A 25,460-nucleotide genomic window follows, 5' to 3' on the forward strand; every position below is an offset into this window, starting at 1 on the left:
CCAGCCGCCGGAAGGGTTAGACGCCCTTCCGGTTGCCCCACAGGAGAACGTGAAGCTGGGGCAGGATGCGCGGGGCGAACCAGCCGTCTTCCAGGGTGCGCTCCACCAGCCAGCGCATCCGCCCCAGATTGGCCTCCAGATCGACCTCGGAACTTTCCGTCTGGGCAGGCCCTACCGGATTGCCGGGCTGAAGAAAAAGGGAAAGGTGCGGATAGCGCGCTCCCGCGTCCTTCGCATAGGCGTAGTCCGCCTCGTCGAAGACGACGATCTTTAACACCGTACGCGGCGCGCTTCCCGCCGCCGCCAGACAGGCATCGAACGCAGCCCAATCCGTTTCCATCTGGCTCGACGGCGGCTTGGGGCTGAGGATCAGCGTGCTGAGATCGGCAAACCAGGGCTTGGCCACCGAGCCCTGCGTTTCCAGCGCGAAGCGATAGCCCGCCGCGCGCCCGCGCCCGATCAACGGGCCGAAGGGCTGGATCGCGGGATTGCCGCCCGACAGCGAGACCGTCAGCGGCTGGCCGCCAGAGAGAGCTTCGACATAGCGCCAGATTTCGTCGGTCCCGAGCGGTCGCCATTCCTCGCGATAGGCGGGGTCCACGGCATGAAGCGTGTCGCACCAGACGCAGCGATAATCGCAGCCGCCCGAGCGCACGAAGACCGTCGGCTCGCCGATCAGCACGCCTTCGCCCTGGATAGTCGGCCCGAAGATCTCGCTGACGCGAATGACCGCTTCGCCGTTCACGGGCGATACTCCGCCCAGGTCTTGGGCGTTTCGCTGACCCGCGCGGCGCTTGTTTCGGGAAAACGCTCGGAGCACCATTCGAAGAAATGGCGCGCCAGCGTCTCGGCCGTCACATGATCATGGCCGAGCACATCGTTCAGATGGCGATGGTCGAAGCGCTCATCGATATAGCGTTTGAGCTCCGACAACTCCCGGTAATCCCGCACGAAGCCATGCGGGTTCAGGGTCTCGCCGGAGAGTTCGATCTCCACCACGTAATTGTGCCCATGAAGGCGCGAGCAGGGATGATCCTCGGAGAGGCCCGCCAGTTGGTGCGAGGCGGAGAAGTCGAACATCTTGGTGATCCGGTACATCAGCCTGCCCTTGCCGCGACGGCCGCCTGCCAGAAGTCCGGGTCGGCATAAACCGTCGGGTCCTCGACACCGGCCAAATGAAAGGCCTCGCGCCGCTCGACACAGGTGCCGCAGCGCCCGCAATGGACATCGCCGCCCTTGTAGCAGGACCATGTCCGCTCGAAGGGCGTGCCGACGCGCGCGCCGGCCGTCACGATGTCGGCCTTGGTGCGATTGACGAAGGGCGCCGACAGGGCGACGCTGGCATAGCCGTCCAGCGCCGCCGCCTGCATGGCGCGAAACGCGTCGATGAAGCCGGGCCGGCAGTCCGGGTAGATGAAGTGATCGCCGCCATGAACGGCGAGCGCCACCTGATCCATCCCCTGCGCCGCCGCCAGCCCGAAGGCGATGGTCAGCATGATGGCGTTGCGGTTGGGAACCACCGTCGCCTTCATCGTCTCCTCGGCATAATGCCCGTCGGGCACCGCGACATCGTCGGTCAAAGCCGAGCCCGTCAGCACCGCGCCGATCGGGCCAATGTCGATGAGATGGAAGGGCACGCCGAGCCGCGCGGCCGCTTCACGCGCATAGTCGATCTCGCAGGCGTGGCGCTGCTTGTAGTCGAAGGTGACGAGCGCTCCGAGATGGCCCTCAGCCGCGCATTGATGGGCCAGCGAAACGGAATCGAGGCCGCCTGAACAGACGACGAGTGTCCTCACGAGCTTGTCCTTGTTTTGACCGGGTAGGCTGCGACCGGTATTCGATTCCCGGCACCTAGCGGACAGGACGCATCGTGTAAATGCCGGGTGGCGGCTTCGATCGCGCGCGTCTCGAACGCGTGCGCGGGGCGTGATCGGCGCGAAGCCCGCTCGCGGCGGGGAGGCCGTCACGAACGGGCGGATCATTCAGGACGATCGAAGGCGGCTGGAAGCTCCAGCCGCCGGCTGATGTTCAGTTGGCGCCGGTGATGCGCGGGATCAGAAGGTCGCCGAACGAGCCTTCGCCGCCGTGATGGCGTGAGCCGCGAACGAACTCGATTGAGACGCCGCTGGCGACCGCCTCCATGACGGCTTGGTTGAGCCGGTGCAACTCATTGGCCAGCGTGCGGATGGCCGCCTTCTGGGCGTCGGTCAGCGTGACCGCCTGTTCCTCGGCCCGCTCGCGGACGCGGGTGCGCAGGCGCTGGGGCTCGATGGGGAAAGCGGGCTGGCGCGGGTCGGTGCCTTCAAGAACGAACATGGTCGTGATCCTTCGTAAAATGGGGAAATGGAGATTATTCGGCGGCCGCGCGGAACTGACCGTGCTCGGTGGACTCGCCCATGGCGGTGGTGGAGGAGGCCCCACCGCCGATGGCGAGCGCGACGGCGTCGAAATAGCCGGTGCCGACTTCGCGCTGGTGGCGCGTGGCCGTGTAGCCCTGCGCTTCGGAAGCGAACTCGGCTTCCTGCAACTCGCTATAGGCGGCCATCTGCCGATCGCGGTAGCCACTGGCGAGCGTGAACATGCCGTGGTTCAACTGGTGGAAGCCGGCCAGCGTGATGAACTGGAACTTGTAGCCCATGGCCCCCAGTTCGCGCTGGAAGCGCGCGATGGTCGCCTCGTCCAGATTGCGCCGCCAGTTGAAGGAGGGCGAGCAATTATAGGCGAGCATCTGGCCGGGATGGGCCTTGTGGACGGCCTCGGCGAAGCGGCGCGCCTGATCGAGATCGGGCTTCGACGTCTCGCACCAGATGAGATCGGCATGGGGCGCATAGGCGATGGCGCGCGCGATGCAGGGCTCCAGCCCGTTGCGCACATGGAAGAAGCCCTCCGCCGTGCGGCCTTGGTCGTAGTCCACGAAGGGGCGGTCGCGCTCGTCGATATCGGAGGTCAGGAGCTTGGCCGCTTCCGCGTCGGTGCGCGCGACCACCAGCGTCGGCACGCCCATGACGTCGGCGGCGAGGCGCGCGGCGTTGAGATTGCGGATATGGGCGGCGGTCGGGATCAGGACCTTGCCGCCGAGATGGCCGCATTTCTTCTCCGAGGCCAGCTGATCCTCGAAATGGACGCCCGCCGCGCCCGCCTCGATAAAGGCCTTCATGATCTCGAAGGCGTTGAGCGGGCCGCCGAAACCGGCTTCCGCATCGGCGACGATCGGGGCGAACCATGTATCGACCGAAAGACCCTCGCCTTCGGCATGTTCGATCTGGTCGGCGCGCTGCAAGGTGCGGTTGATGCGCCGGCACAGTTCGGGCGCGGCATTGGCGGGGTAGAGTGACTGGTCGGGATACATGGCGGAAGCCGTGTTGGCGTCGGCGGCGACCTGCCAGCCGGAGAGATAGATCGCCTTCAGGCCGGCGCGGACCATCTGCATCGCCTGATTGCCGGTGACGGCGCCGAGCGCATTAACGAAATCCTCGCTGCGCAGAAGCTCCCAAAGCCGGTTCGCGCCGCGCTCGGCCAGACTGTAGCGGATCTCGACCGATCCGCGCAGGCGCTCCACATCGGCCACGGCATAGGGACGCGTGATGCCGTCGAAGCGAGCCTTGGGGGCTGCGGGAACGAGCTTGTAAAAATCGGTCATGACTGTCTCCCATCGTCATCAGGCGAGGCTCTTGAAGCGACCGCCGATGGGAGTGATTTTGACAAATTGCTGCGCTGCGTCGATCCAAAGCCACCGAAAACCGGTCGTAAATCGGGAAAACCTGTCGCGGCTTTGACAGACTTCTCTTGTCAATCTGTCAAAACCCTGACCAATCTGGGAGCGATCAGGCGGTCAAGGATTGTGACGAATGGCCGAGCAGAAGATCTTCGCAGGGCCGCGCATTCGGCGTCTGCGCCTCACCAAGGGACTCAGCCAAACGGCAATGGCGGCCGATCTCGGAATCTCGCCCTCCTATCTCAACCTGATCGAGCGCAACCAACGGCCCCTGACGGTTCAGCTGCTTTTGAAACTCTCCACGGTCTATCGGATCGAGGCGGAGGAGTTCGATGAGGAAGGCGGTCTCCTGCCGGCGCTGCGACAGGCCTTCGCCGACCCGCTGATTTCGGCGGAACTTGCCAGCGACACCGAGATCGCCGATCTCGCGGCGTCCGCGCCCAACGTGGCGCGGGCCGTCCTGAAGCTGCATCAGGCCTATCGCGAGCAGGCCGAGCGCCTGTCCGATCTCGGCGATCTCCTGGCGCGCGAGGGGCGGGCCTCGCTTCTGGCCGGTGCACGGCTGCCGGCCGACGAGGTGCGCGAAGTCCTGGAGCGACGGGCGCATCATTTCGCGCGGGTGGAAGCGGCCGTCGAAGCCTTCGGGCAGGACCTGGAGCCGCGCGAAGATCTCTTCGGCGCGCTGAAAGCCTGGTTGCGGCGCGAGCACGGGATCGCCATTCGCGTCCTGCCGGCCTCCGCCATGCCGGTCTGGCGCCGGCGCTACGACCGGCATTCGCAGCGCCTGTTCCTCTCCGAACGCCTCTCCGCCATCGACCAGCTGCACGAGACGGCGCTGGAAGCCGTGCTCCTGCGCCTGCGCGACACGATCTCGGAGGAACTGGCCGACCTTTCGCTGTCGAGCGAGGAGGCGCGCCGGCTCATGCGCTTCGAGATCGGGCGCTACGCTGCCCATGCGCTGGCCATGCCCTATACGCCGTTTCTGCGGGCGGCCGTTGCGGTTCGCTATGACATCGATGTTCTCGCCGCTCGCTTTCGCGTGTCGTGGGGGCAGGCGGCCGAGCGGCTGGCGACGCTGGCGCGGCCGGGCGAGGCTGGGCCGCCGTTCTTTCTCCTCGAAATCGACCATGCGGGAAACCGATTGCGGCGGCTCGGCGCCAGCGGTTTTCCGCTGATCCGCTTCGGCGGCGCCTGTCCGCGCCTGCCGAGCTATGCCGCCTTCATGAGACCCGGCGAGACGCTGGCGGAACTCGTGGAAACGCCCGATGGGGCGCGCTTTCTCGCGGTCGCGCGCACGCTGGACGGCCTTGTCGCCGGCTTTGGCGAGCGCCCGCGCCGGACGGTCCTGCTCATCGGCTGCGAAGCCGAGCGCTGCGAGGGCGTTGCCTATGCCGACCGGCTACCGGCGGGCGCAAAACCCGGAGAGCTGGCCGCGATCGAGATCGGCACGGCCTGCCGCCTGTGCGAGCGAGCGGCCTGCCTGTCGCGCGCCGAGCCGCCGCTCACCCGCCCGCTCGGGCTCGACGGCATGGCGCGCGGCCTCTCGGCCTTCGACTTCCAGTAGGCCCGTCAGCCCCGGCACTGGCGCAGCTGCGCGGCATAGCGGCGGGCCATGTCCTGCGCCCGCTTAGCCCCACGCAGCGCCTCCGCGCGTCCGCGCCAGACACCCTTCTCGTAGCCGACATGGCCGGAATGATAGGCGAGATAAAGCCGGTAGGCGTCGTCCTTGGCGATGCCGAGACGGCGCGCGCTTTCCGCGTGATACCAGCCGATGAAGCGGATCGCGTCGGCGAAATTGTTGCGCCGGTCGCCGTAGCGGCCGGTGCGCGTCTGGTATTCCGTCCAGGTTCCATCGAGCGCCTGCGCGAAGCCATAGGCCGAGGAAATGCGCCCGACCGGAATGAAGCCGAGGAACCAGCGGCGTGGCGGGCGGGCATGGGCGTCGAAATTCGACTCGGCCTGAATGGTCGCCATCAAGACGGAGACGGGCACGCCGGATTCGGCGGAGGCGCGCTGGGCGTCGCCTCGCCAATCGGTCCAGAGACCGTCTCGCTGCGCGAAGATGGCGCAGCTATTGGCGGTGTTTCGCGGCACGGAGGCGCAACCGGCCAGAGCCAGTGCGGCGACGAGGGGGAGAAGACGCGTGACATGTCTCTTCATGCCCCGAAAGCTAAAAGGCCGTCTATTTCCGAAACGTTGACCGTAACGGGTCTGAATCGTTTCCCCACCACAATCGGTCTCATCGCGCGGTCTCCGTCACGGCACAACCAAGGCGGACAAGATGCCCCTTGCACTGGACCCGATCCGACCGCAAAGGAGGCGCTGCCATGGTTTTCACGGCGGGTCGGGCCTCGCGTTAGACGCGTAGGACCGGCTCCCCTCATTCTCCCTTGACCATGGCTTCCTTGAAACGCGCTTCGCAGAATCTTCTGGCCGATACCCATGCGCTGATGAAGAGTTTCGAGGCCTGCCGGACCAAGGCCGATCTGAAAGAGGCGGTTCGCAAGGTCAGCGAACCGATGGGCGTCACCTCGCATCTCGTCGGGATCGTGCCCAATGGCACCGTGCGCCCGCGCGACCAGCCGGACTATGTTCTGGCGGGAACCTGGCCGAGCGAATGGGCCAAGCGCTATTTCGCCCGGCAATATGTCCAAGACGACCCCGCGATCGAACATGCGCGCACGCGCATCGAGCCGCTGCGCTGGGACAGCGCGCGGGCGGCGGGCGTCGGTCAGCGCATTCTGCAGGAAGCCTCCGAATTCGGCCTGTCGCATGGCATGACCATTCCGCAGTTCACGCTGGACGGGTTGAAGATCGGCGTCAGCTTCTCGGGCGATCGGCTGGACACCTCGCCGCAAGCCTCGACGGCGCTTCTGTTTCTGGCCGCGACCGCCGCCAATCGCGGCATCGTCATCGCGCAGGACGGAGCGGGCGTTCCCTCCGTGCGGCTCACAATGCGCGAGCGCGAATGCCTGCTCTGGCTGATCGAGGGCAAGACGGACTGGAAAATCAGTGTCATCCTCGGCATCAGCCGGCGCGCCGTGGAGCGCCATATGTAGCATCTGCGCCAGAAGCTCGGTGTCGGAAGGCGCGTGCAGGCCGTGGTCGCGGCCTTCCGGCTCGGTCTGATCGGTGGAGGAAATGGGCTGGACGAACCTTGCCAGCCCGGACGGACTGGAGACCGACCAGTTCGACACGGACGAGATCATCGAGATGGTCGCGCGGCAGCGGCGCGAGGACGAAGGGATCATGGCCTGCGACGCCTGACGAGCGCCCTTTAGCAGGTGCCTGAGATCAGACCTCGTATGAGCGCGGCGGCGACCTGTCCGCCGTCGGTTTCGCCGGCTTCTTCACCTTCCAGCGTCGATAGGACGAGCGCTTGAACGGATGGGCGATCTGCCCGAACGCGCCCGGCGCCATCGTGTCGGTGACGCCCACGGGCGCGGTGCAGGGGCCGGGCACGCGATAGGTCCCGAACCAGACGTCGAGGCAGGAGAAGACCGTGGCGTAATTCGTGTGAAAGGCGCGTCGATCCAGCGCATGGTGCCAGCGGTGCATGGCGGGCGAGACGAAGACGCGCCCGAGCGGACCATAGGTCCAGGGCAGGTCGGCATGGACGAAATAGCCGTAGTAGTGGCGCACGAGGGCGTTGGCGATAACGGCATAGGGCGGGAAGCCGAGCGCGACGAGCACGGCGCCGTCGATTAGCGTCGTGGTGATGCGGTTGATCGGATGGAAGCGCGACAGGGTGAGCCAGGTCATTTCCGTGTCGCTGTGATGCACGGCATGGGAGGGCCAGAGCAGCCAGCTATGCTCCAGCCGATGCCGCCAGTAGCCGACGACATCGCCGCAGAACACCGCAAGAGCGGCCACGAGAACAGGAACCCCGAGCGCATCCCAGAAGGCGGGGGAAACGAGCTGCCATCCATGCGCACGGGCCAACCCGTCGCCCCAAGTCGCGAAGATCGCCAGAAGCGGGCCGATCGTCAGCGCGTCGAACAGATGAATGAAGAGATTCGTGCCCATTTCCGGGCTGGCGCGAAACGCATCCGCCACCGCCCGGCGTCGCTTCACCGCCAACGACAGAAGCGCGAACGCGAGAGCGGGCAGGAGAAGCACCAGAAGCGCGTCCAGAAGCGCGTCGGCGGCCTCCCGCATCAGGAGCGAAACACTTTCCATCAGGGCTCCCTCGACGCCGAACCAGCCCGCGCATCCTGACGCGGGATGGTTGATGAGGTGCTAAAGCTGTCCTTGCGGATTATCCCACAGGCGAACCAAGGCCAGACTGCGGACGTACGAACCCGTCGCTCGCTGTCATCAGCGCCCGCGCATAGTCCGAGCGAACGTCCCGCGTCGCGAGGCGGCCTTCCTCCAAGGCTTCCACCGCCTCGCCGCCGCGCATGACGAGAAGGCGCTCGCACATGTGATCGACCACCGCGAGATCATGGCTGACGAAAAGATAGGTCAGCTGCCGCTCGGCGCGCAGGCGCGTCAGAAGGTTCAGGACTTCGGCCTGAATCGAGGCATCGAGCGCCGAGGTCGGCTCGTCCAGAAGCAGGACGGCAGGCTCCAGGATCAAGGCGCGGGCGATGGCGATGCGCTGGCGCTGGCCACCCGAAAGCTGATGCGGCAGGCGAAAGCGGAAGGCCGGGTCCAGCCCCACATCCGACAGGGCCTGGAGAACGCGGCGGTCGCGGTCCTTCAGCTTGTGGATCGACAGCGGCTCGGATAGGATGCGATCGATCGTGTGGCGCGGATGGAGCGAGCCATAGGGGTCCTGAAACACCATCTGCACACGTGCTGCGAAGCGCTTGTCGCGCCTCGCCCCCAGCCTCTCCCCATCCACCAGAACCTCGCCGGACGAGATCGGCGCAAGGCCGCAGATGGCGCGCAGGATCGTGGATTTGCCCGAGCCGGATTCGCCGACAAGGCCGAAGGACTCGCCGGGCGCCACCTGAAAGGACACGCCCTTCACGGCGTCGACGCGGCTGCGGCCTTCGCCCAGCGTCACCACGAGGTCGCGGGCTTCGATGCGGGGCGTGTCACTCATGCGTTCAGCCATTCGGGTCTGCGGTCGAGCGTCGGCAGGCTCGCGTGGCCGCCGCCTATGCGCGGCAGGCAGGCGAGCAGCCCCTGCGTGTAGGGATGGCGCGCCTCGGACAGCCGGTCGGCCGCGATCTCCTCCACGATGCGCCCGCGATACATCACGAGAACCCGGTCACAGAAGGTCGAGACGAGGCGCAGATCGTGGCTGATGAAGAGAAGCCCCATGCCGCGCCCGCTCACGAGCCCGTCCAGAATGCGCAGGACTTCGAGTTGCACCGTGACGTCGAGCGCCGAAGTCGGCTCGTCGGCGATCAGGAGTTCAGGCTCTGGGATCAGCATCATGGCGATCATCACGCGCTGGCCCATACCGCCCGAAAGCTCGTGCGGATAGGCGCGCAAGACGCGCTCGGGATCGCGGATCTGCACGTCCTCCAGCATGGCGATCATGCGGCGGCGCGCCTCCGCCGAGGAGATGCGGCCATGCGCGCGCAGCGCCTCGCTCAACTGCCGGTCGATCCGCATGACCGGGTTCAGCGAGTATTTCGGGTCCTGCATCACCATGGCGATGCGCCCGCCGCGCACGGCCCGCATCTCCTTTTCGGACAGGCCCAGAAGGTCCGTGCCGCGAAAGGCCAGACGATCGGCCGCGACATGACCGGGCGAGCGCACGAGGCGCAGGATCGCGCGCCCCGTCATGGATTTGCCCGAGCCGGATTCGCCGACCACGGCGACCCGCTCGCGCCCGACATCGAAGGAAATGCCGCGCACGGCCTCCACGAGGCCGCGCCTCGTGTCGAAGCCGACCTTGAGATTGCGAACCTCCAGAAGCGGCGCACCGGCAGACGAGGACGCGCTCATTGCTGGCCGCTCCGCGGATCGAGAATATCGCGCAAGGCATCGCCCAACAGGTTGAAGGCGAGGCTGACCAGAAGAATGGCGATGCCGGGAATGGTCGCGACCCACCAATGAGTCAGGAGATATTGCCGGCCCGACGAGATCATCGCGCCCCATTCGGCGAGCGGCGGCTGCGCGCCGAGGCCCAGAAACCCGAGGCCGGCGGCCGTCAGGATGATGCCGGCCATGTCCAGTGTGATGCGCACGATCACCGAGGACAGGCACATGGGCATGATATGGCCGGTGATGATGCGCAGCGTTCCCGCGCCCTGGAGCCGGGCGGCGGCAATATAGTCGGAGCGGCGCACGGTCAGCGTTTCGGCGCGGGCCACGCGCGCATAGGGCGGCCAGGCGGTGAGCGCGATGGCCAGAACCGCATTCTCGATGCCCGGCCCGAGCGCCGCCACGAAGGCGAGCGCCAGCACGAGCCGGGGAAAGGCGAGGAAGATGTCGGTGATGCGCATGAGCACGCGGTCGGTCCAGCCGCCCAGCGTGCCCGCGACCGTGCCGATCACGAGGCCGAGCACGGGCGCGGTGAGCACCACCAGCGCCACGACATAGAGCGTGACGCGCGAGCCGTAGACGAGGCGGCTCCAGACATCGCGCCCCAGCTCGTCCGTGCCCAGCCAATGGCCGGAGCCGGGCGGCAGAAGGCGCGTGCTCAAGTTTTGCACGTTGGGATCGTCAGTCGCCAGAAGCGGCGCGAAGGCCGCCATCAAGAGAAGCAGCGCGATCAGGAACAGGCCGATCATCGCCAGTGGATTGCCGCTCAGAATGCGCCATCCCTGAAACAGCGAGACGGCGCGCGCTTGGAGCCGCGAGCGCGGCGTGTCCGTGGTCAGCCAGCCGCGCCAGCCGGAAGTTGGGGCGGCCCCGCTCATCGCGCCCTCGGATCGACCAGCGTATAGACGAGGTCGGACAGGATGTTGAGGACGACGAAAACTGCGCCGATCACCAGCGTTCCGCCGAGCACGGCGTTGAAATCGGCGGCGAACAGCGCCTGCGTGATATAGAGCCCGAGGCCGGGCCAGGCAAAGACGGTTTCGGTCAGAACCGAGCCCTCCAGAAGCGCGGCGTAGGACAGGGCGATCACCGTGACGAGCGGCACCATGGCGTTTCCGAGCGCATGGACCCAGACGACGCGGCGCTCCGACACGCCCTTGACGCGGGCCGTGGTCACATAATCCTGCGACAGCTGCTCCAGCATGAAGGAGCGCGTCATGCGCGAGATATAGGCCAGCGAGAAATAGCCGAGCACGAGCGCCGGCAGGATGAGATGCGACAGGGCGTTGCGGAACACATCCCACGCGCCCGACAGGGCGGAGTCGATCAGGATCGAGCCGGTGACGGGCGTCACGTCGAACTCGTAGGCGAGTTCATAGGACACATCGAGCCGGCCCGGGCCACCGACCCATCCCAGATGCCCGTAGAAGAGGAGAAGGGCGATGAGGCCCAGCCAGAAGACCGGCATGGAATAGCCGAGCAGCCCGACGACGCGGATCGTCTGATCGGGCCACCGCCCCTGATGCACCGCACCGATGACACCCGCCGGAACGCCGACGAGAACGCCGATCAGCGTCGCGAGCGTCGCGAGTTCCAGCGTGGCGGGAAAGGCCGAGGCGATGTCTTCCACGACCGGGCGCGAGGTCAGGTTCGAGCGGCCGAGATCGCCGGTCACGACATCGCCGAGATAGCGGACGAACTGCACGGGCAGGGGCTGGTCGAGGCCGAGCGAGATGCGCGCGGCGTCGTACTGCGCCTGCGTGGCGCGGTCGCCCACCACCGCCAGAACCGGATCGACCGGCACGACGCGCGCGATCAGGAAGGTGACGAAGAGCAGGCCGAACAGCGTCAGCAGAAGACTGAACAGGAGGCTCGCGCCGCGCGACAAGAAGCGCGGCACGCCGAAGGAGCGCAGGCCCGAGCGGGCGCCCTGCAGCGCCGGCTCGTCCAGAACGGGCGGGCTCAAAGGCCCGCCTCCGGGGTTGATCGAAGCACGTGGATTACTGCGCCGTCTTGGTGACGGTCCAGTAGAAGGCCGAAGCGACGGCGCTGCCGGTCTTGAAGCCGTCGACACCCTTGCGCAGCGCCGGCTGCTCGGAGCGCTGGAACAGGACCGCGATCGGCGAGGCCATCTGCTCGTGGCGCTGCATGTCCTCATAGAGCTTGGCGCGCTTGGCCTCGTCCTTCTCCACCACGGCGGCGGCGACCATCGGCGTCGTTTCGGTCGCGGCATAGGCGTTGCGCCAGGCGAGATTGCCGACCAGCGCGGCCGCGTCCGAATTGTCGGCATTGGCAGCGAAGACCGAGGCGTTGGTCTGCGGGTCCGGGTAGTCCGGGCCCCAGGTCTGAAGCGTCAGCTTGTGGTTGCGCGCGCGGTAGATCGACAGCGCCTCCGCGCCCGTCACCGAGCGCAGCGACGCCTTGATGCCGGCCTGGGCGAGCGTGCCCTGAATGGCCTGCGCGATGTCCACGCGCTCCTTCTCGTTGCGGATCAGGATTTCGGTCTCGAAGCCGTCGGGATAGCCGGCCTCGGCCAGAAGCGCCTTGGCCTTCGCCACGTCGAGCTTGAAAGGCTTGTCCTCGATCGCGCCGAGGAAGCCGGCGGGCAGGAAGGACTGGTGCGTCTGTTCCTGGCCCTTCAGAAGCTGGCTGGTGATGCCGTCATAGTCGATCAGATATTTGATCGCTTCCATGACCTTGGGCTTGGAGAGGATCTCGTCCTTCTGATTGCCCGAGAGATAATAGACCTGTCCGCGCAGCTCGGTCTGGACCTTGAGATTGGGGTCCTTCTCGACCGAGGCGATGTCGGTCGGCCCGAGATTGCGGGCGACGTCCACATCGCCCTTCTGAAGCAGAAGCAGCTGCGTCGCAGGCTCCACCACATGGCGCACGAAGACGCGCTTCATCGCGACCTCGTGGTTGAAATTGGGGTTGGCGTCGAGCACCACGGATTCGTTCGGCTTCCAGGCACGCAGCACATAGGCGCCCGAGCCGGCCGAATGCGTGTCGAGCCAGGCGTTGCCGTAGTCCTCGCCGGCATGTTCCATCACCACGGCCTTGTCAACGATCGAACCGACCTCAGCGGTCAGCGCGTTGTAGAGGAAGGACGGGGCATAGGGCTTGTCGGTGACGATCTGGAGCGTCGAGGCGTCCACCGCCTTCACCGTCTGCTCCACATTGTCCTTGGTCAGGCCGAACTGGGTGAGGATGAAGGCCGGCGTCTGGTCGAGCTTCACCACGCGCTGGAGCGAGAAGGCCGCGTCCTCGGCCGTGATCGGATTGCCGGAGGCGAACTTGCGCCCTTCGGCCATCTTGAAGGTGAAGGTGAGACCATCATCGCTGACCGACCAGCTGGAGGCCAGACCCGGAATAGGCTTCAGCGTCTGCGGATCGATCTCGACCAGCGTCTCGTAGATATTGTTGATCTGATCCTGCCCCGAGAACTCGAAGCTTTCGGCCGGGTCGAGCGACTTCATGTCGTCGATGCCGTTGGCGATCACCAGCGTGTCCGCCGGGGTCGCGGCAGACGCGCCCTGTGCCAGCGCCAGAGCGCCCAAAAGGATGGTGCCGGCGGCAAGGCGACGGGCGAGCGAGCGAGAGCGGTGAAGCGACACAGGCGACCTCTTCGGGTGCAAGGAGAGAAGCAGCGCGCCGGCGCTAAGGCTCGGCGCGCTTATCAGTGAGGAGGCTATGCGATGCCCAAAGCGACGGCAAGCGCTTTCAGTGCACAAGCTGTGGACACGATTGTCAGGCTTTCCACGTTCGTCCCAGCACCGAGAGCCAGTTGCGCATGGCGATCTTTTCCAGAAGCGCGTCGCTGTAGCCGGCAGCCGAGAGATGCTCGATCAGGCGAGGAAGACCCGCCGCCGAGCCGATCGCGTCGGGGATCGTGGCGCCGTCGAAATCGGAGCCGAGCGCCACGCCGTCATCGCCCAGCCGCTCCAGCAACGCGTCGAGATGGCGGCGCATCGTATCGAGCGGCGTGTCGGAGTCCATCCGCCCGTCCGCGCGCAGGAAGGCGGTGGCGAAGTTCAGCCCCACCACGCCCTGCGAGCGCGCGACGGCATCCAGCTGCGCATCGGTCAGATTGCGGCTGACCGGGCAGAGCGCATGGACATTGGAATGAGTGGCGACGAGGGGCGCGTCGGAGAGTTCGGCGACATCCCAGAAACCGCGTTCGTTGAGATGCGAGAGATCGAGCAGCACGCCCAGCTCGTTGCAGCGCTTCACCAGCCGCTTGCCGGGCTCAAGCAGACCCGGCCCGGTGTCGGGCGAGGAGGGAAAGCGCATGGGCACGCCATGGGCGAAATGATTGTGCCGGCTCCAGACCATGCCGACCGAACGCAGCCCCGCGGCATAGAGCACGTCGAGCATGTGGAGGTCGGGGTCGATCGCCTCCGCGCCCTCGATATGCAGAACGGCGGCCAGACTGCCCCGCGCGACAGCCGATTCGATGTCTGCGACGCTGCGGCAGACGTTCAGCCCACCCTTCGACGCCGCTTCCAGGCGCAGGAGGATGGAAGCCATGGCGATGGTCGCGTCCGCACCGGTGGGGTGGGGCAAGGGATCGGGCAGCGGCAGGTCATAGCCCGCCCCGCTCATGCGATCGGACAGGTCGCCCGCCATGGGGGAGGGCGGGAATATCGCGAAGAGGCCGCCGACGAGACCGCCCGCGCGCGCTCTCAGTAGATCGATATGGGCCGAGGAACCGCCGTTCAGAAAGGCCTCGAAGGCCGCAGGCGTCGGGTCGTTGTAGATGCGCAGAAGGGCGTCGTTGTGACCGTCGAAAACGTTCAAGGCAGTTCCTCGCGGCGGGACCGGAGCAGGCCGGTCCGGGAATCGGATGGCGCGGACGCTAGAGGCAGGATGGGGCGAAGGGCAAGTCGGAGCGCGAGCCACCGCGCAGAGGAGGGGCGTCAGCGATAGACGCCGCTCGCACTCTTGGCCCCGACCCTGTGCCTCATTCCGTCAGCTCGTGCGCGTGCGCCGAACCGCGTCGGCCCAGCCGGTCAGCTTGCGGCCGCGCTCCACCGCCGACATAGCGGGCTCGAAGCGGCGCTCCAGGTGCCAGCTCGCCGCGAACCCATCCTGCCCCGGCCAGACGCCCCCCTTGTGGCCGGCGAGCCAGGCCGCGCCGAGCGCCGTCGTCTCCAGCACCACGGGTCGATCCACCGGCGCATTCAGGATGTCGGCGAGGCGCTGCATGGTCCAGTCGCTCGCCACCATGCCGCCGTCGACGCGCAGGACGCGGTCGCCGTCGCCCTGCCAATCGCGCCCCATGGCCCCCAGAAGATCGGCCGTCTGGAAGCAGACCGATTCCAGCGCGGCGCGGGCGAACTCGTTCGGCCCCGTGTTGCGGGTCAGCCCATAGATCGCGCCGCGCGCCTCCGCGTCCCACCAGGGCGCGCCGAGACCCACGAAGGCCGGCACGAGATAGACGTCTTCCGTCTCGCTGGCCTTGGCCGCCATGGGGCCGGACTGCTCGGCCCGTTCCATGAGCTTCAACCCGTCGCGCAGCCATTGCACGGCCGCGCCCGCCACAAAGATCGAGCCTTCCAGTGCATAGGTCGTCTGCCCGTCCAGCCGATAGGCGATGGTGGAGAGGAGCCGGTTCTTGGAATGGCAGCGCGCCCGGCCGGTGTTGAGAACGGCAAAGCAGCCCGTGCCATAGGTCGATTTGGTCATGCCCGGCCGGAAACAGGCATTGCCGAGCGTCGCGGCGTGCTGGTCGCCCGCCATGCCGAGGATCGGGATGGCCGTGCCGAACAGGGCGGGATCGGTCATTCCGAACTCGGCCGCGCAGTCGCGCACTTCGGGCAGGAGTGCGCGCGGCACGCGCAGGAGCTTGAGGAGTTCCTCGTCCCAGTCGTTCGCCTCGATATCGAACAGGAGCGTGCGGGCTGCGTTGGTGGCGTCGGTCGCGTGGACGCGCCCGCCCGTCAGCCGCCAAAGAAGGAACGTGTCGATCGTGCCGAAGGCGAGGTTCCCCGCCTCGGCCCGCGCCCGCGCGCCCGTTACCTCGTCCAGAATCCAGGCGATCTTGGTGCCGGAGAAATAGGGGTCCACGACGAGGCCGGTCTTGGCGGTGACCATCTCCTCCGCGCCGTCTTCGCGCAGCTGGCGGCAGATGTCAGCGGTACGCCGGTCCTGCCAGACGATGGCGTTGTGGATCGGCTCGCCGGTCGCGCGGTCCCAGATCACGGTCGTCTCGCGCTGGTTGGTGATGCCGATGGCCGCGATATCGCCCGCCGAGAGCGAGGCGGCGGAAAGGGCGGTGCGCACCGTTGCGACGACGGTGCGCCAGATGTCCTCCGGGTCGTGCTCCACCCAGCCCGAACGCGGGAAGTGCTGGGTGAATTCCTGCTGCCCGACGCCCGCGATGCGGAACCCATCGTCGAAGACGATGGCGCGGGTGGACGTGGTGCCTTGGTCGATCGCAAGCACATAGCCCGCCATGAAATCCTCCCAAACGATCAATGCTCGATCCCGGCTCCGCCATGGACGCGCGACAGAAGCCGCCCCTCGCAGAGATCGTTCAGATCCTTGCGGATCGTCTGAACGCTGAGCTCGAAGCGCTGCGACAGGTCCTCCACCTGAACACGCCCCTGCCGGCGCGTGAGGGCCAGAATCTGCGCTTGGCGATCAGGCAGCATGGCAAGTCTCCGGCGAGACGGGACGCTCCGTCCTAAAACGAAACCGGCCGCGCCGAAAGCGAAAGTCCCTCCTCCCGCGGGAGAAGGGACTTCGACGCTCCCTGTGTGGTTGTTGATCAGGCGCTCAGGCGTTCGAACGTATCGTCGCCGCCCATATCCATCGCAAAGCCTGCCGATTGGTTCGCCGGCGCGCGGGCCGGCTGGACATGCGTTTCGCCGAAAGCCTTCACACGGGTGCGGAGCGCGCGCACCGTCTCCTGCCGCGAGGGCTTGGGCGCGGCGGCGGGCTTGGCATCCTCGGGCGCGCCGCGGCGCATCTCCCCGCCGACCTTGAAGAAGGCGACGCCATCGGCGAGCGAGCTGGCTTCCGCCGAAAGCTGGCGGGCCGTTGCGGCCATTTCGTTGGAGGCCCCGGCATTCGACTGGGTGACCTGATCGAGCTGTTGGATCGCCTGATTGATCTGCTCGATGCCCACCGACTGCTCGCGGCAGGCCGAGGAGATTTCCGAAACCAGTTCCGCCGTGCGCTGGATATCGGGCACGAGATCGTTGAACATGCGCCCGGCGTCCTGCGCCACCTGAAGCGTGCCCGCCGAAAGATCGCTGATCTCGGCCGCCGCCGCCTGGCTTCGCTCGGCCAGCTTGCGCACTTCCGACGCGACCACCGCGAAGCCCTTGCCGTGCGCCCCCGCGCGCGCCGCCTCGATGGCGGCGTTGAGGGCGAGAAGATCGGTCTGACGCGCGATCTCCTGAACGACGCGCACCTTGTCGGCGATCGTTTCCATAGCCTGGAGCGAGCCGGCAATGGCCTCGCGGCTCTTCTGGGCGCTGACGGCCGAGATATTGGCCATCTTTTCCGTCTGCGAGGCGTTCTCCGCGTTCTGCCGGATATTGGCGGTCATCTCTTCGACCGCCGCCGAGGCCTGCTCGGAGGCCGCCGCCTGTTCGGTCGAGCCCGAGGATAGCTGCTCGGCCGTCGCGGCGGACTGGGTGGAGCCCGAGGCGACTTGCGTGGCCGAGGTTCTGATATCGACGACGATCGTGGAGAGCTTTTCGCCCATGCGGTTCATGGAGCGCAGGAGCTCGCCCACCTCGTCCGACCCCTTGGCCTCGACCCGCTGGGACACGTCGCCCGCGCCGATGGCCTCCGACAGGTCCACCGCGCGCCGCAAGCCCCTGCTGATCGACAGGGCCATCCAGCTGGCGGCACCGGCCCCCACGAGAAGCGCCGCCAGAACCAGCGCGGTCAGGAGGGTGCGTGTCGAGAGATAGGTGTCTTCGATATCCGTGCGCATCGCCTCCGCCTTCCGGCTCTCGGATGCGATCATATCCTGGAAGGACTGGACCAGCGCCAGGGTTTGCGGGCGAATTTTGGTGACGGCGATCTCGACGGCCTGGGCATCGGTGTTGACCGAGCCCATTGTGAATATCTCCTTGAGCACGGGAACGAAGCCCGTCCAATGGTCGAGGCTGGCCTTGGCTTCGGCGCCATAAGGTGTGGAGGCGGCCAGCGAAGCGTAGCTTCTCATCCGCTCATCGACGCGGGTGAGGGTTGCGTCGAACTCCGTCTGCAATTGTGCGAGGCGGTCCTTCTTGTTCTCAGCCACCGCACTCATCATCAGGAAGCGCAGACGCTCCAGTTCGGGCAAGAGATCCACGAGAATGGCGCGTGCTGGACCGTCGTAGCGGGCAGCGGCCATGCTCCCGGCCGTTTTCCCAACCGCCGCAACCAGCGCATCACCCATCGTGCGCCCCGTGGTCGCTTCGAGGTCGAGCGCCCGCGAGACGGAGTTCTGCTTCGACAGATCGATGGTTTGGCGCGCCGTGACCCACCATTCATCGAATGCCGCCTGCGCCTGATCGGCCTGGGTCTTCGCCTCGTTGTTCTGCGTGCCCAGCCCTGCGCGATAGGCCTTGAGGATCGAGAGGATCGTTTCGCGCGCCTCGATCATCGATTTCTCGCGCCCGGCTTTCAATTCCAGGTCGTTGACCATGACGAGAGCGTTCAAACTGCGGCCTATGCCCTGCATGGCCTGCGTCGCCTGCCCCAGGTTGAGGGACGCTTCATAGGGGCCTGAAGCGAATCCTTTCATCGCCTCATTGGCATAACCCAGACGCGAGACGCCGAGATAGCCAGCGCCTCCCAGCATCGCCAAAACCGCCGCAAACGACACACCCAGCTTGGCCTTAACAGAAACACGCATATTTCGCCCCGAATTTAACTGAGGCAAGGATTGCTTTGGGTCAGTGAAAAATTTTTAAAGGAGGGGGCCGAGCTACTAAATGTCGCGAATTATATTGCTTAGCCAGGACCAGCTCCTTCGATACTACAGGTATCTACTTACGTATATTCGTATAGGCCGAAGTCTGTATCACATTATTAACCTGTGGTTTTGCCATCAAATCCCAAACAGACGGCGATCCCAGAACACCGGCTCGTGCAGGCTCACGGCGATCAGCGGGAACTCGGGATGGGCCGGATTGATCAGGATATTGCGCTCGGGCCGGGCGACGACGCTCGGCACGAAAAGGAGGACGCTGCGCCGCTCCGCGCACCAGCGCTCCCCGAACCCCTTGCTGACGGTCGGCGGCATCACGTCCCAGCCGGGCAGGGCGGGCGGCGAGAAGACCTCGTAGCTGAGGCCCCTCGGCAGGGTGGTGGTGACGAAATGCTGGTTCGGGGGCAGGCGACCGCTGCCATGCACGAGCTTTTCCAGAAGCGCGGTCGCGAAATGCTCGCTTGTATAGATCAGCGGGCTGCCCGGCGTGTTCCAGCGGCCGGGCGCGATGGTGGAGCCGGTGGCGTCGAAGATCGGATAGGTGCCGGCGGGGTCTCCGATCCGATAGGATTGCAGCGTCCGATCGAGGATCTGCGCCGTCACGCGGCGCTGCCATATTCGAGGCGGCCGAGAATATCGAGCACCAGTTCCGCGCCGATCTCGCTGCCGATCACCATGTCGATCGGGCGGCGATCTTCCAGCATCGAATGGGGACGAAAGAGGAAATCCCGTGCTTCGCTCTCTTCACGCCAGACATGCAGCGCTAGACCCCAGACGCGGGCGACGCGGGCGAGCCGCGCGCCTTCGTCGGAGGACAGGCGATGGCTGCCCTTGCGACGGTCATAGGTGGCCTTGGGAACCAGCCGATATTTGAACTGCGCATCGTCAGGCGCGATCAAACGCGCCACGCGGTCTAGCGCGCCGAGCGGCAGACCGCTCTCGATCCGCGATATCAGACCGAAGGGCGAAAGCGGCGCAGCCTCGCGGCCGGGCAGGCCGAGAACCTCGGCCATGGTGTTGATCGCCAGCATGGGTCACGCCTCCGTCTCAGGTGAGGCTATAATTGGCCTCACCTGAGACGGTTTGCAAGGGCACCTCCCGTCAGGCGCCGCTCACGCGCACATAGAGCGAATAGATCGAGGTCGTCGCCGCGATGAAGAGCCGGTTGCCCTTCGGCCCGCCGAAGCAGAGATTGGCGACGACCTCCGGCACGAGGATCTTGCCGAGCCGCGTTCCATCCGGGTGGAAGACATGGACGCCATCGGCCGCGCTCGACCAGAGACGGCCGTCGCGATCGACGCGCATTCCATCCGGCACGCCCCGGTCGATCGTGGCAAAAACCTCGCCGCCCGTGAGCCTCGCGCCCTCGACACGGAAGCGCCGGATATGGCGCGGCCCCTCGGGATCATGGCTGCCGCCGGAATCGGCGATATAAAGAAGCGAGTGGTCGGGCGAGAAGCAGAGCCCGTTCGGCTGGACGAAATCGCTCACCACGCGCGTCAACTCGCCAGTCGCCGCATCGATGCGATAGACGCCCTGGCAGGGCTGCTCCTGGTCGGCCTTGTGGCCCTCGTAATCGTCGCGAATGCCGTAGTTCGGATCGGTGAACCAGATCGAGCCGTCGCGGTGGACGACGACGTCGTTGGGCGAGTTCAACCGCTTGCCCTCAAAGCTCGTGGCGAGCACCGAGATCGACCCGTTCGCCTCCGTGCGCGTGACCCGCCGCCCGCCATGCTCGCAGGAGACGAGCCGCCCCGCGCCGTCGCGCGTATGGCCGTTGGTATAGCCCGCCGGCGCGCGGAAGACATGAGTGCCGACATCGGGAATCCAGCGCAGGATGCGGTCGTTCGGAATGTCGCTCCAGAGAAGGTAATTCCCGTCGCCGAACCAGACCGGCCCCTCCGCCCATCGGCAGCCGGAATGGATCTGTTCCAGCGTGACATTGATCAGCGCGACCTCGGAAAAGCGCGGGTCGAAGATTTCGTACAGCATGGGGCGGGCTCGAAAAGGGCGGATGGTTTCAGGCGCGGCCGGACTTGGGATCGCCGGCCAGCGTGATGATGGCGATGATGATGAGACCGGTGAGAAGCAGGCGAAGCCCTGCGCCGACGCCAAACGTGTTCAGCATGGTGACGAGGAGATAGAGAAACAGCGACGCGCCCCAGAGACCGGCGACATTGGACCGACCGCCCGAAACGGACGAGCCGCCGACCACCACGACCGCGATGGACGCCAGAAGATATTCCTCGCCCATATTGAGCGAGGAGCCGCCCGAGAAGCCGGCGAGCACCGCGCCGCAGAGCCCGGCCAGTGTCGCCGACAGGACATAGGTGAGGAAGCGCACGCGATCGACGCGAATACCCGCCAAGCCCGCCGCGCGCTGGTTCTGCCCGATGGCCGAGACCGACCGGCCATAGACGGTGCGATGAAGAAGCAGCCCCATCAACCCGCAGAGCGCCAGCGTCGCGATGGCGAGATAGGGAATGCCGAGAATGCGCCCCGTGGCAAAGGCGGCGAAGCTTTCTGGCGGGCGAACGCGCAGGCCTCGGCCATAACTGATGGCGGTGGACTGGACGAGGAAGCTCGCCGAAAGGGTCGCGATGATCGGCGGAATCGAAAGAAGGCGGATCAGCAGATAGTTGAATGCGCCGACCAGCGCGCCGACACCGAGCGCGACAGCGAGACCCAGAAGAATGCGCCCGTCCGACTCGTTCATCGCCACCATGGACAGCGTGCCCGCGAGCGCGATGGTTGAAGGAATCGACAGATCGACATTGCCGGGGCCGGTCGTGATGACGAACATCTGACCGAGACCGACGATCACATACATGGTCGCGAAGGTCAGCGCCGTGGAGAGGATCTGCCCGCCGCCCACGCCGCCTGTGAAGGCGAGCGTGGCGAGAAAGATCAAAAGCGCCCCGCCGAAGGAGAAGGCATAGGGGTGGCGTGTGGCAAAGCCCGGCTTCTGGGATGCTGCGGCTGCCGCACTCATGCCGCCCTCCGTTCGGTCTGGTTGACGAGGGCGCGCAGCGCCAGAACCGCGATCAGGATCGCGCCCTGCGCGCCGATCTGCCAGTCGGGCGAAATGCGCAGGAAAGAAAGCAGCGAGCCGGCGAGCGTCAGCGTCAGGGCGCCGATCACCGCGCCGACCGGCGACACGCGCCCGCCGGTGAATTCGCCGCCGCCCAGAATGACGCCGGCGATCGACAGAAGCGTGTAGCGCAGCGCGATATTGGCGTCGGCCGAGGTGGTGAGTCCGACCAGCGTCAACCCGCTGAGGACACCGAAGAAGCCGCAGAGCGCATACATGGTCATCTTGGCGCGCAGCAGCGACCAGCCGGCGCGGCGCACGGCCTGCGGATTACCACCGGCCCCGCGCAGAACCGTGCCGAAGGAGGAGCGCATCAAGAGAAGATGCACCGCCAAGGCGAGCGCGGCGCTGGCGAGGATCGCGAAGGGCACGAGCGGCGTCTTCAGCTTCACGAGGCCCGAGAGCCAGGCCGGGGCCGAGCCGCCGGGCGAGGGCAGGAGAAGAATTGCGGCACCCAGCCAGACGAAGCTGAGGCCGAGCGTCACCACGATCGAGGGCAGGTTGCGCCAGTGGATGAGCGCGCCGATACCGGCATAGGCCGCGATGCAGAGGACGAGCAGGAGGACGCCCAGAAGCGGCGTCTCGTTCAACACCGTCGCGCCGATACAGGCGACGAGGCTGACGAAGCCGCCGATCGAGAGGTCGAGATCGTTGACGGTGATGATGCAGAGCTGCGCGATCGTCGCGAGCGCGATCGGCAGCGCCAGATTGAGCATGAGGTTCAGGCCGAGATAGCTCATGGCCCGAGGCTGGACGATGAAGATCACCGCCAGAAGCAGGATGAACGAGACGGGCGGCAGAAGCGCGCGCAGGACGCGCGGATTCAGAAGTGCGTTCATGCCGCCTCCTCCTTGAAGGAGGCGCTGAGGATGCGCGCCTCGGTGAGGTCGGCGCGCGGCAGTTCGTCCACGATCCGCCCCGTGCGCAGGACATAGATCTGGTCGCAGCTCTTCAATTCGTCGAACTCCGTCGTGTACCAGATGAAGGTGCGGCCCTTCTCGGCTTCGGTGCGAACCTGCGCATAGACTTCCTGCTTGGTGCCGATGTCGACGCCGCGCATGGGATCGTCCATCAGGATGATCTCGGCATCCGAGCCGAGCGCGCGGGCGAACAGCGCCTTCTGCTGGTTGCCGCCAGATAAGGTCAGGATATTGTTGCCCATGTCGGGCGTGCGGATGGCGATGCGGCGCTGCCAGTCCGCTTCCATGGCGCGCTCGCGCGCGGGGTCGATCAGCCCCAGCCGTGTCAAACCGCGCAGCGAGCGGATGGTGACGTTCTGGCCGATGGACCAGAGCGGAAACACGCCGTCCGTCTGCCGGTCTCCGGCCACGAAGGCGGTGCGGCCCTCGACTTTCGCAAAGCGCGAGCCCCGGAACGAGGCGTTCTGGAGAAGCACGAGAAGCGCCGTCTGACCGTGGCCGGCCAAGCCCGCCAAGCCGATGATCTCGCCGCGCCGCGCTTCCAAGGCGCCGCCGCCGCGCGGGCTCGACACGCGCGCCACGACCGGCGCGGCCGAGCGCGCCCGCGCCTCGACCGCCGCCTCGTCCTCATGGGCGACGACATGGCCCATGCTTTCCACCAGCGAATAACGGTCGAAGCCGGAGGCGGGCCGGACATCCACCACGCGGCCGTCGCTCATCACGGCGATCCGGTCGCAGGTGGAGAGGATTTCGCCCAGAATATGCGAGATCAGGATGACGCTGCCGCCCTTGGCGACGAAGCCACGGACATAGGCCAGGAGTTGGCTCGCCGCGCTGCCGTCGAGCGAGGAGGTCGGCTCGTCCAGGATCACGAGGCGGGGCGTCGGATCGTCGCCGGCAAAAACGGTCGCGATCTCCACCATCTGACGCTGGCCGAGCGCGAGGTCGGAGAGAAGCTCCTGTGGCCCGATGCCATGGCCCGGGAAAATCTCGTCGAGCTTGTCGCGGATCAGGGCGCTCGCGCGCCGCCGCCAGCCGAAGCCCCGGAGCGTCCCGTGGCGCACGCGCGTGTTCTCGGCAACGGTCAGATTGGGGCAGAGCGAGAGTTCCTGAAAGACACAGCGCACGCCGAGCGCGCGAGCGCGCGACACGCCGTATCGCCCGGTCTGATCCTCGCCCGACAGGGTGAGCGTGCCGGTATCGGGCACGACATTGCCGACGAGCACCTGCATCAGGGTGGATTTCCCCGCGCCATTGTGGCCGGCAAGGCCCAGGCATTCGCCGGGGCGGATATCGAGATCGACGCCGCGCAGGGCGCGCACCGCGCCGAAGCTTTTTTCGATGGCGCTGAGGCGCACCAAAGCGCCGGCCGAACCGGGTTCCGTCATGCTGGCCTCGAGACACAGGAAAGAAGCGCCGCCGCAGGACCGTGCGGCGGCGCAAGAAAGAAGGGCGTACGCCTTACTTGGCGGCGATCACCTTCTTGGCGTCGTCCAGCGAATATTCGACATTGGCGACGCCGCCCTTCTGCGTGTTCTTCACGGCCTCTTCGAGCCCAGCCTGATCGATCGACAGGAAGGGCACCACGAGATCCTTGGGCACGTCCTGCCCGTCGAGAATCTGCTGCGCCACCCAGAAGGCCAGCGTCGAGACACCCGGCGCGATCGAGACCGACATGGTCTCGTAGCCGTTGGCGTCCTTCTGCTCCTTCCACCAGCGCAACTCGTCCTCGCGGTTGCCGAGGATGATGGTGGGCGTCTTGCGGCCCGCCGCCTTGAAGGCTTCCGCCGCGCCGAACCCGTCGCCGCCCTGCGTCACGACGCCGACCACCTCGGGAAGGCTCGGCAGGACGCCCGCGACCGACTTCTGCGCGACGGTCTGCGTCCAGTCGCCCTGAACCTCGCTCACGACCTTGAACTTGTTGTGCGCGGCAACGCCGCTCTGAATGCCGTCGTGGATCTCGGTGTCGACCGAGGTGCCGGCAAGGCCCCGGATTTCCAGAAGATTGCCGCCATCGGGGTAGCGCTTGGCCAGATAGTCGAGCTGGCCCGCGCCCATCTTCTTGAAGTCGACCGCCACGCGCCAGGCGCAGGGCTCGGTCACGATGCCGTCGAAGGACACGACCACGATGCCCGCGTCGCAGGCTTCCTTCACCGCGCCGTTGAGGGCGGTCGGCGAGGCCGAATTGATGACGATGGCGTTGTAGCCCTGCAGGATCATGTTCTGAATCTGCGCGGCCTGCTCGGTCGCCTGGTTCTCGGCGGTGGTGAAGGCGTCCGCCGACTTCACCACGCCGGCCTTCACGGCCTCGCCCGTCACCTTGGCCCAGCTTTCCAGCATGGCCTGACGCCAGGAGTTGCCGGCATAATTGTTGGACAGAGCGATCGTCTTGTCCTTGGTGTCGGCCATGGCGCCGCCGACGGCGTAAAGCGCGAGCGTTGCGGCCGAAAGCGCCAATGCGAGCTTCTTCATCGTCTTCTCCCCAAGACCGGCATCCCGCCGGCCATCCAGCCGTCCCCATGCGGACGGCGCCATCGCTCTCCCAAGCGACTCCCGTTGCGCAGTCTGGAAGGCGGCTTCAGCTTTGTCCAAGGCGCTTTCCGCATCATGGATGCGGGAACCCGCAACATTGCTGCCAGAGTGCGGTCTGGCGCACCACCCGCGAACATGGTGGTGTCTGACCATGAGCCCGATCGTCGCCTCCGCCCATGCGCCAGCCCCCACCCCTCGCCGCAGGCGCCTCGGCAACGAGACCCTGTTCCGGCATCTCATCCGCGTGTCGCAGGCGCTGGCCGGGCGGCTGGAGTTTCAGGCGGCGATCCAGGCCGTGTCGGACGAGCTGGCCGCAATCCTGCCGCA

Annotated in this window: 25 protein-coding genes and 1 pseudogene; 3 read left to right on the top strand and 23 right to left on the bottom strand. The window is 66.5% G+C overall.

Translation table 11 applies throughout. The annotated features are described in order from the left end of the window. Positions 1 to 16 precede the first annotated feature (16 nt). From queE to aceA, 5 genes are all read right to left on the bottom strand, one after another. Positions 17 to 823, bottom strand: a complete 807-nt coding sequence (gene queE / locus NS365_RS15650; RefSeq protein WP_082684637.1) for a 7-carboxy-7-deazaguanine synthase QueE — start codon at positions 821 to 823, stop codon at positions 17 to 19. After that, entirely contained in the window at positions 742 to 1,098 is a 357-nt protein-coding gene (gene queD / locus NS365_RS15655) for a 6-carboxytetrahydropterin synthase QueD (protein ID WP_058601232.1), read from the bottom strand. The genes queE and queD overlap by 82 nt, the downstream gene beginning before the upstream one ends. Continuing rightward, on the bottom strand, positions 1,098 to 1,796 hold the full coding sequence (gene queC, locus NS365_RS15660; protein ID WP_058601233.1) for a 7-cyano-7-deazaguanine synthase QueC: 699 nt from the start codon (positions 1,794 to 1,796) through the stop codon (positions 1,098 to 1,100). Before queC ends, queD begins: the two co-directional genes overlap by 1 nt. Before the next feature lie 232 nt (positions 1,797 to 2,028). Further along, positions 2,029 to 2,316, bottom strand: a complete 288-nt coding sequence (locus NS365_RS15665; RefSeq protein ID WP_058601234.1) for an SMc00767 family acetate metabolism repressor — start codon at positions 2,314 to 2,316, stop codon at positions 2,029 to 2,031. 34 nt (positions 2,317 to 2,350) lie between these two features. Further along, a complete protein-coding gene (gene aceA, locus NS365_RS15670; RefSeq protein WP_058601235.1) occupies positions 2,351 to 3,640 on the bottom strand; it encodes an isocitrate lyase in 1,290 nt (429 codons plus the stop codon). A 208-nt stretch (positions 3,641 to 3,848) separates the two neighbouring features. Between aceA and NS365_RS15675 the strand changes: the two genes are divergently transcribed. Next, a complete protein-coding gene (locus tag NS365_RS15675; protein ID WP_058601236.1) occupies positions 3,849 to 5,279 on the top strand; it encodes a helix-turn-helix domain-containing protein in 1,431 nt (476 codons plus the stop codon). A 5-nt stretch (positions 5,280 to 5,284) separates the two neighbouring features. Here the strand turns inward: NS365_RS15675 and NS365_RS15680 are convergent, their stop codons facing one another. Then, positions 5,285 to 5,875, bottom strand: coding sequence for a transglycosylase SLT domain-containing protein (locus tag NS365_RS15680; RefSeq protein WP_058601237.1), 591 nt, complete (start codon positions 5,873 to 5,875; stop codon positions 5,285 to 5,287). A 245-nt stretch (positions 5,876 to 6,120) separates the two neighbouring features. On the opposite strand from NS365_RS15680, the gene NS365_RS15685 reads away from it, so the two are divergent. Further along, entirely contained in the window at positions 6,121 to 6,774 is a 654-nt protein-coding gene (locus tag NS365_RS15685) for a LuxR family transcriptional regulator (protein WP_193753458.1), read from the top strand. Between the two features lie 82 nt (positions 6,775 to 6,856). After that, positions 6,857 to 6,982 (top strand): hypothetical protein, encoded by a 126-nt coding sequence (locus NS365_RS25215; RefSeq protein ID WP_275477559.1) that lies wholly within the window; start codon positions 6,857 to 6,859, stop codon positions 6,980 to 6,982. Between the two features lie 27 nt (positions 6,983 to 7,009). Here the strand turns inward: NS365_RS25215 and NS365_RS15690 are convergent, their stop codons facing one another. The 17 genes and pseudogenes from NS365_RS15690 to NS365_RS15770 all read right to left on the bottom strand — a co-directional run bounded on the left by NS365_RS15690 (position 7,010) and on the right by NS365_RS15770 (position 25,073). Continuing rightward, positions 7,010 to 7,894: a sterol desaturase family protein gene (locus NS365_RS15690; RefSeq protein ID WP_082684638.1), complete on the bottom strand. Its 885-nt coding sequence runs from the start codon at positions 7,892 to 7,894 to the stop codon at positions 7,010 to 7,012. Positions 7,895 to 7,973: 79 nt separating this feature from the next. Next, on the bottom strand, positions 7,974 to 8,765 hold the full coding sequence (locus NS365_RS15695) for an ABC transporter ATP-binding protein (RefSeq protein ID WP_082684639.1): 792 nt from the start codon (positions 8,763 to 8,765) through the stop codon (positions 7,974 to 7,976). Next, a complete protein-coding gene (locus tag NS365_RS15700; protein ID WP_058601239.1) occupies positions 8,762 to 9,619 on the bottom strand; it encodes an ABC transporter ATP-binding protein in 858 nt (285 codons plus the stop codon). The genes NS365_RS15695 and NS365_RS15700 overlap by 4 nt, the downstream gene beginning before the upstream one ends. Next, entirely contained in the window at positions 9,616 to 10,536 is a 921-nt protein-coding gene (gene nikC, locus NS365_RS15705; RefSeq protein WP_058601240.1) for a nickel transporter permease, read from the bottom strand. The genes NS365_RS15700 and nikC overlap by 4 nt, the downstream gene beginning before the upstream one ends. Further along, positions 10,533 to 11,624 (bottom strand): ABC transporter permease, encoded by a 1,092-nt coding sequence (locus NS365_RS15710; RefSeq protein WP_153003807.1) that lies wholly within the window; start codon positions 11,622 to 11,624, stop codon positions 10,533 to 10,535. The genes nikC and NS365_RS15710 overlap by 4 nt, the downstream gene beginning before the upstream one ends. Before the next feature lie 34 nt (positions 11,625 to 11,658). After that, positions 11,659 to 13,272 (bottom strand): ABC transporter substrate-binding protein, encoded by a 1,614-nt coding sequence (locus tag NS365_RS15715; RefSeq protein WP_206612137.1) that lies wholly within the window; start codon positions 13,270 to 13,272, stop codon positions 11,659 to 11,661. Between the two features lie 133 nt (positions 13,273 to 13,405). Further along, positions 13,406 to 14,455 carry a dipeptidase gene (locus NS365_RS15720; protein WP_058601242.1) on the bottom strand — a complete coding sequence of 350 codons (1,050 nt, stop codon included), beginning with the start codon at positions 14,453 to 14,455 and terminating at the stop codon, positions 13,406 to 13,408. A gap of 171 nt (positions 14,456 to 14,626) precedes the next feature. Further along, positions 14,627 to 16,114: a glycerol kinase GlpK gene (gene glpK, locus NS365_RS15725; RefSeq protein WP_058601259.1), complete on the bottom strand. Its 1,488-nt coding sequence runs from the start codon at positions 16,112 to 16,114 to the stop codon at positions 14,627 to 14,629. A 32-nt stretch (positions 16,115 to 16,146) separates the two neighbouring features. Beyond that, a pseudogene (locus NS365_RS15730) lies at positions 16,147 to 16,311 on the bottom strand (DeoR family transcriptional regulator); the annotation flags it as partial. Positions 16,312 to 16,427: 116 nt separating this feature from the next. Then, the gene (locus tag NS365_RS15735; protein ID WP_058601244.1) at positions 16,428 to 18,515 is read right to left on the bottom strand and encodes a HAMP domain-containing methyl-accepting chemotaxis protein; all 2,088 of its coding nucleotides are present in this window, start codon (positions 18,513 to 18,515) and stop codon (positions 16,428 to 16,430) included. Between the two features lie 195 nt (positions 18,516 to 18,710). Continuing rightward, positions 18,711 to 19,193, bottom strand: coding sequence for an RES family NAD+ phosphorylase (locus NS365_RS15740; RefSeq protein WP_058601245.1), 483 nt, complete (start codon positions 19,191 to 19,193; stop codon positions 18,711 to 18,713). After that, positions 19,190 to 19,621: an antitoxin Xre-like helix-turn-helix domain-containing protein gene (locus NS365_RS15745; protein WP_058601246.1), complete on the bottom strand. Its 432-nt coding sequence runs from the start codon at positions 19,619 to 19,621 to the stop codon at positions 19,190 to 19,192. Before NS365_RS15745 ends, NS365_RS15740 begins: the two co-directional genes overlap by 4 nt. Positions 19,622 to 19,691: 70 nt before the next feature. Further along, positions 19,692 to 20,582 carry an SMP-30/gluconolactonase/LRE family protein gene (locus NS365_RS15750; RefSeq protein ID WP_058601247.1) on the bottom strand — a complete coding sequence of 297 codons (891 nt, stop codon included), beginning with the start codon at positions 20,580 to 20,582 and terminating at the stop codon, positions 19,692 to 19,694. Positions 20,583 to 20,610: 28 nt separating this feature from the next. After that, entirely contained in the window at positions 20,611 to 21,582 is a 972-nt protein-coding gene (locus NS365_RS15755; protein WP_058601248.1) for an ABC transporter permease, read from the bottom strand. Next, positions 21,579 to 22,520, bottom strand: coding sequence for an ABC transporter permease (locus tag NS365_RS15760; RefSeq protein ID WP_058601249.1), 942 nt, complete (start codon positions 22,518 to 22,520; stop codon positions 21,579 to 21,581). The genes NS365_RS15755 and NS365_RS15760 overlap by 4 nt, the downstream gene beginning before the upstream one ends. After that, the gene (locus NS365_RS15765; RefSeq protein ID WP_058601250.1) at positions 22,517 to 23,989 is read right to left on the bottom strand and encodes a sugar ABC transporter ATP-binding protein; all 1,473 of its coding nucleotides are present in this window, start codon (positions 23,987 to 23,989) and stop codon (positions 22,517 to 22,519) included. Before NS365_RS15765 ends, NS365_RS15760 begins: the two co-directional genes overlap by 4 nt. Positions 23,990 to 24,062: 73 nt before the next feature. Next, a complete protein-coding gene (locus NS365_RS15770) occupies positions 24,063 to 25,073 on the bottom strand; it encodes an ABC transporter substrate-binding protein (protein WP_058601251.1) in 1,011 nt (336 codons plus the stop codon). Positions 25,074 to 25,460 lie beyond the last annotated feature (387 nt).

This window comes from Aureimonas ureilytica, assembly GCF_001475935.1.
Classification (GTDB): domain Bacteria; phylum Pseudomonadota; class Alphaproteobacteria; order Rhizobiales; family Rhizobiaceae; genus Aureimonas; species Aureimonas ureilytica_A.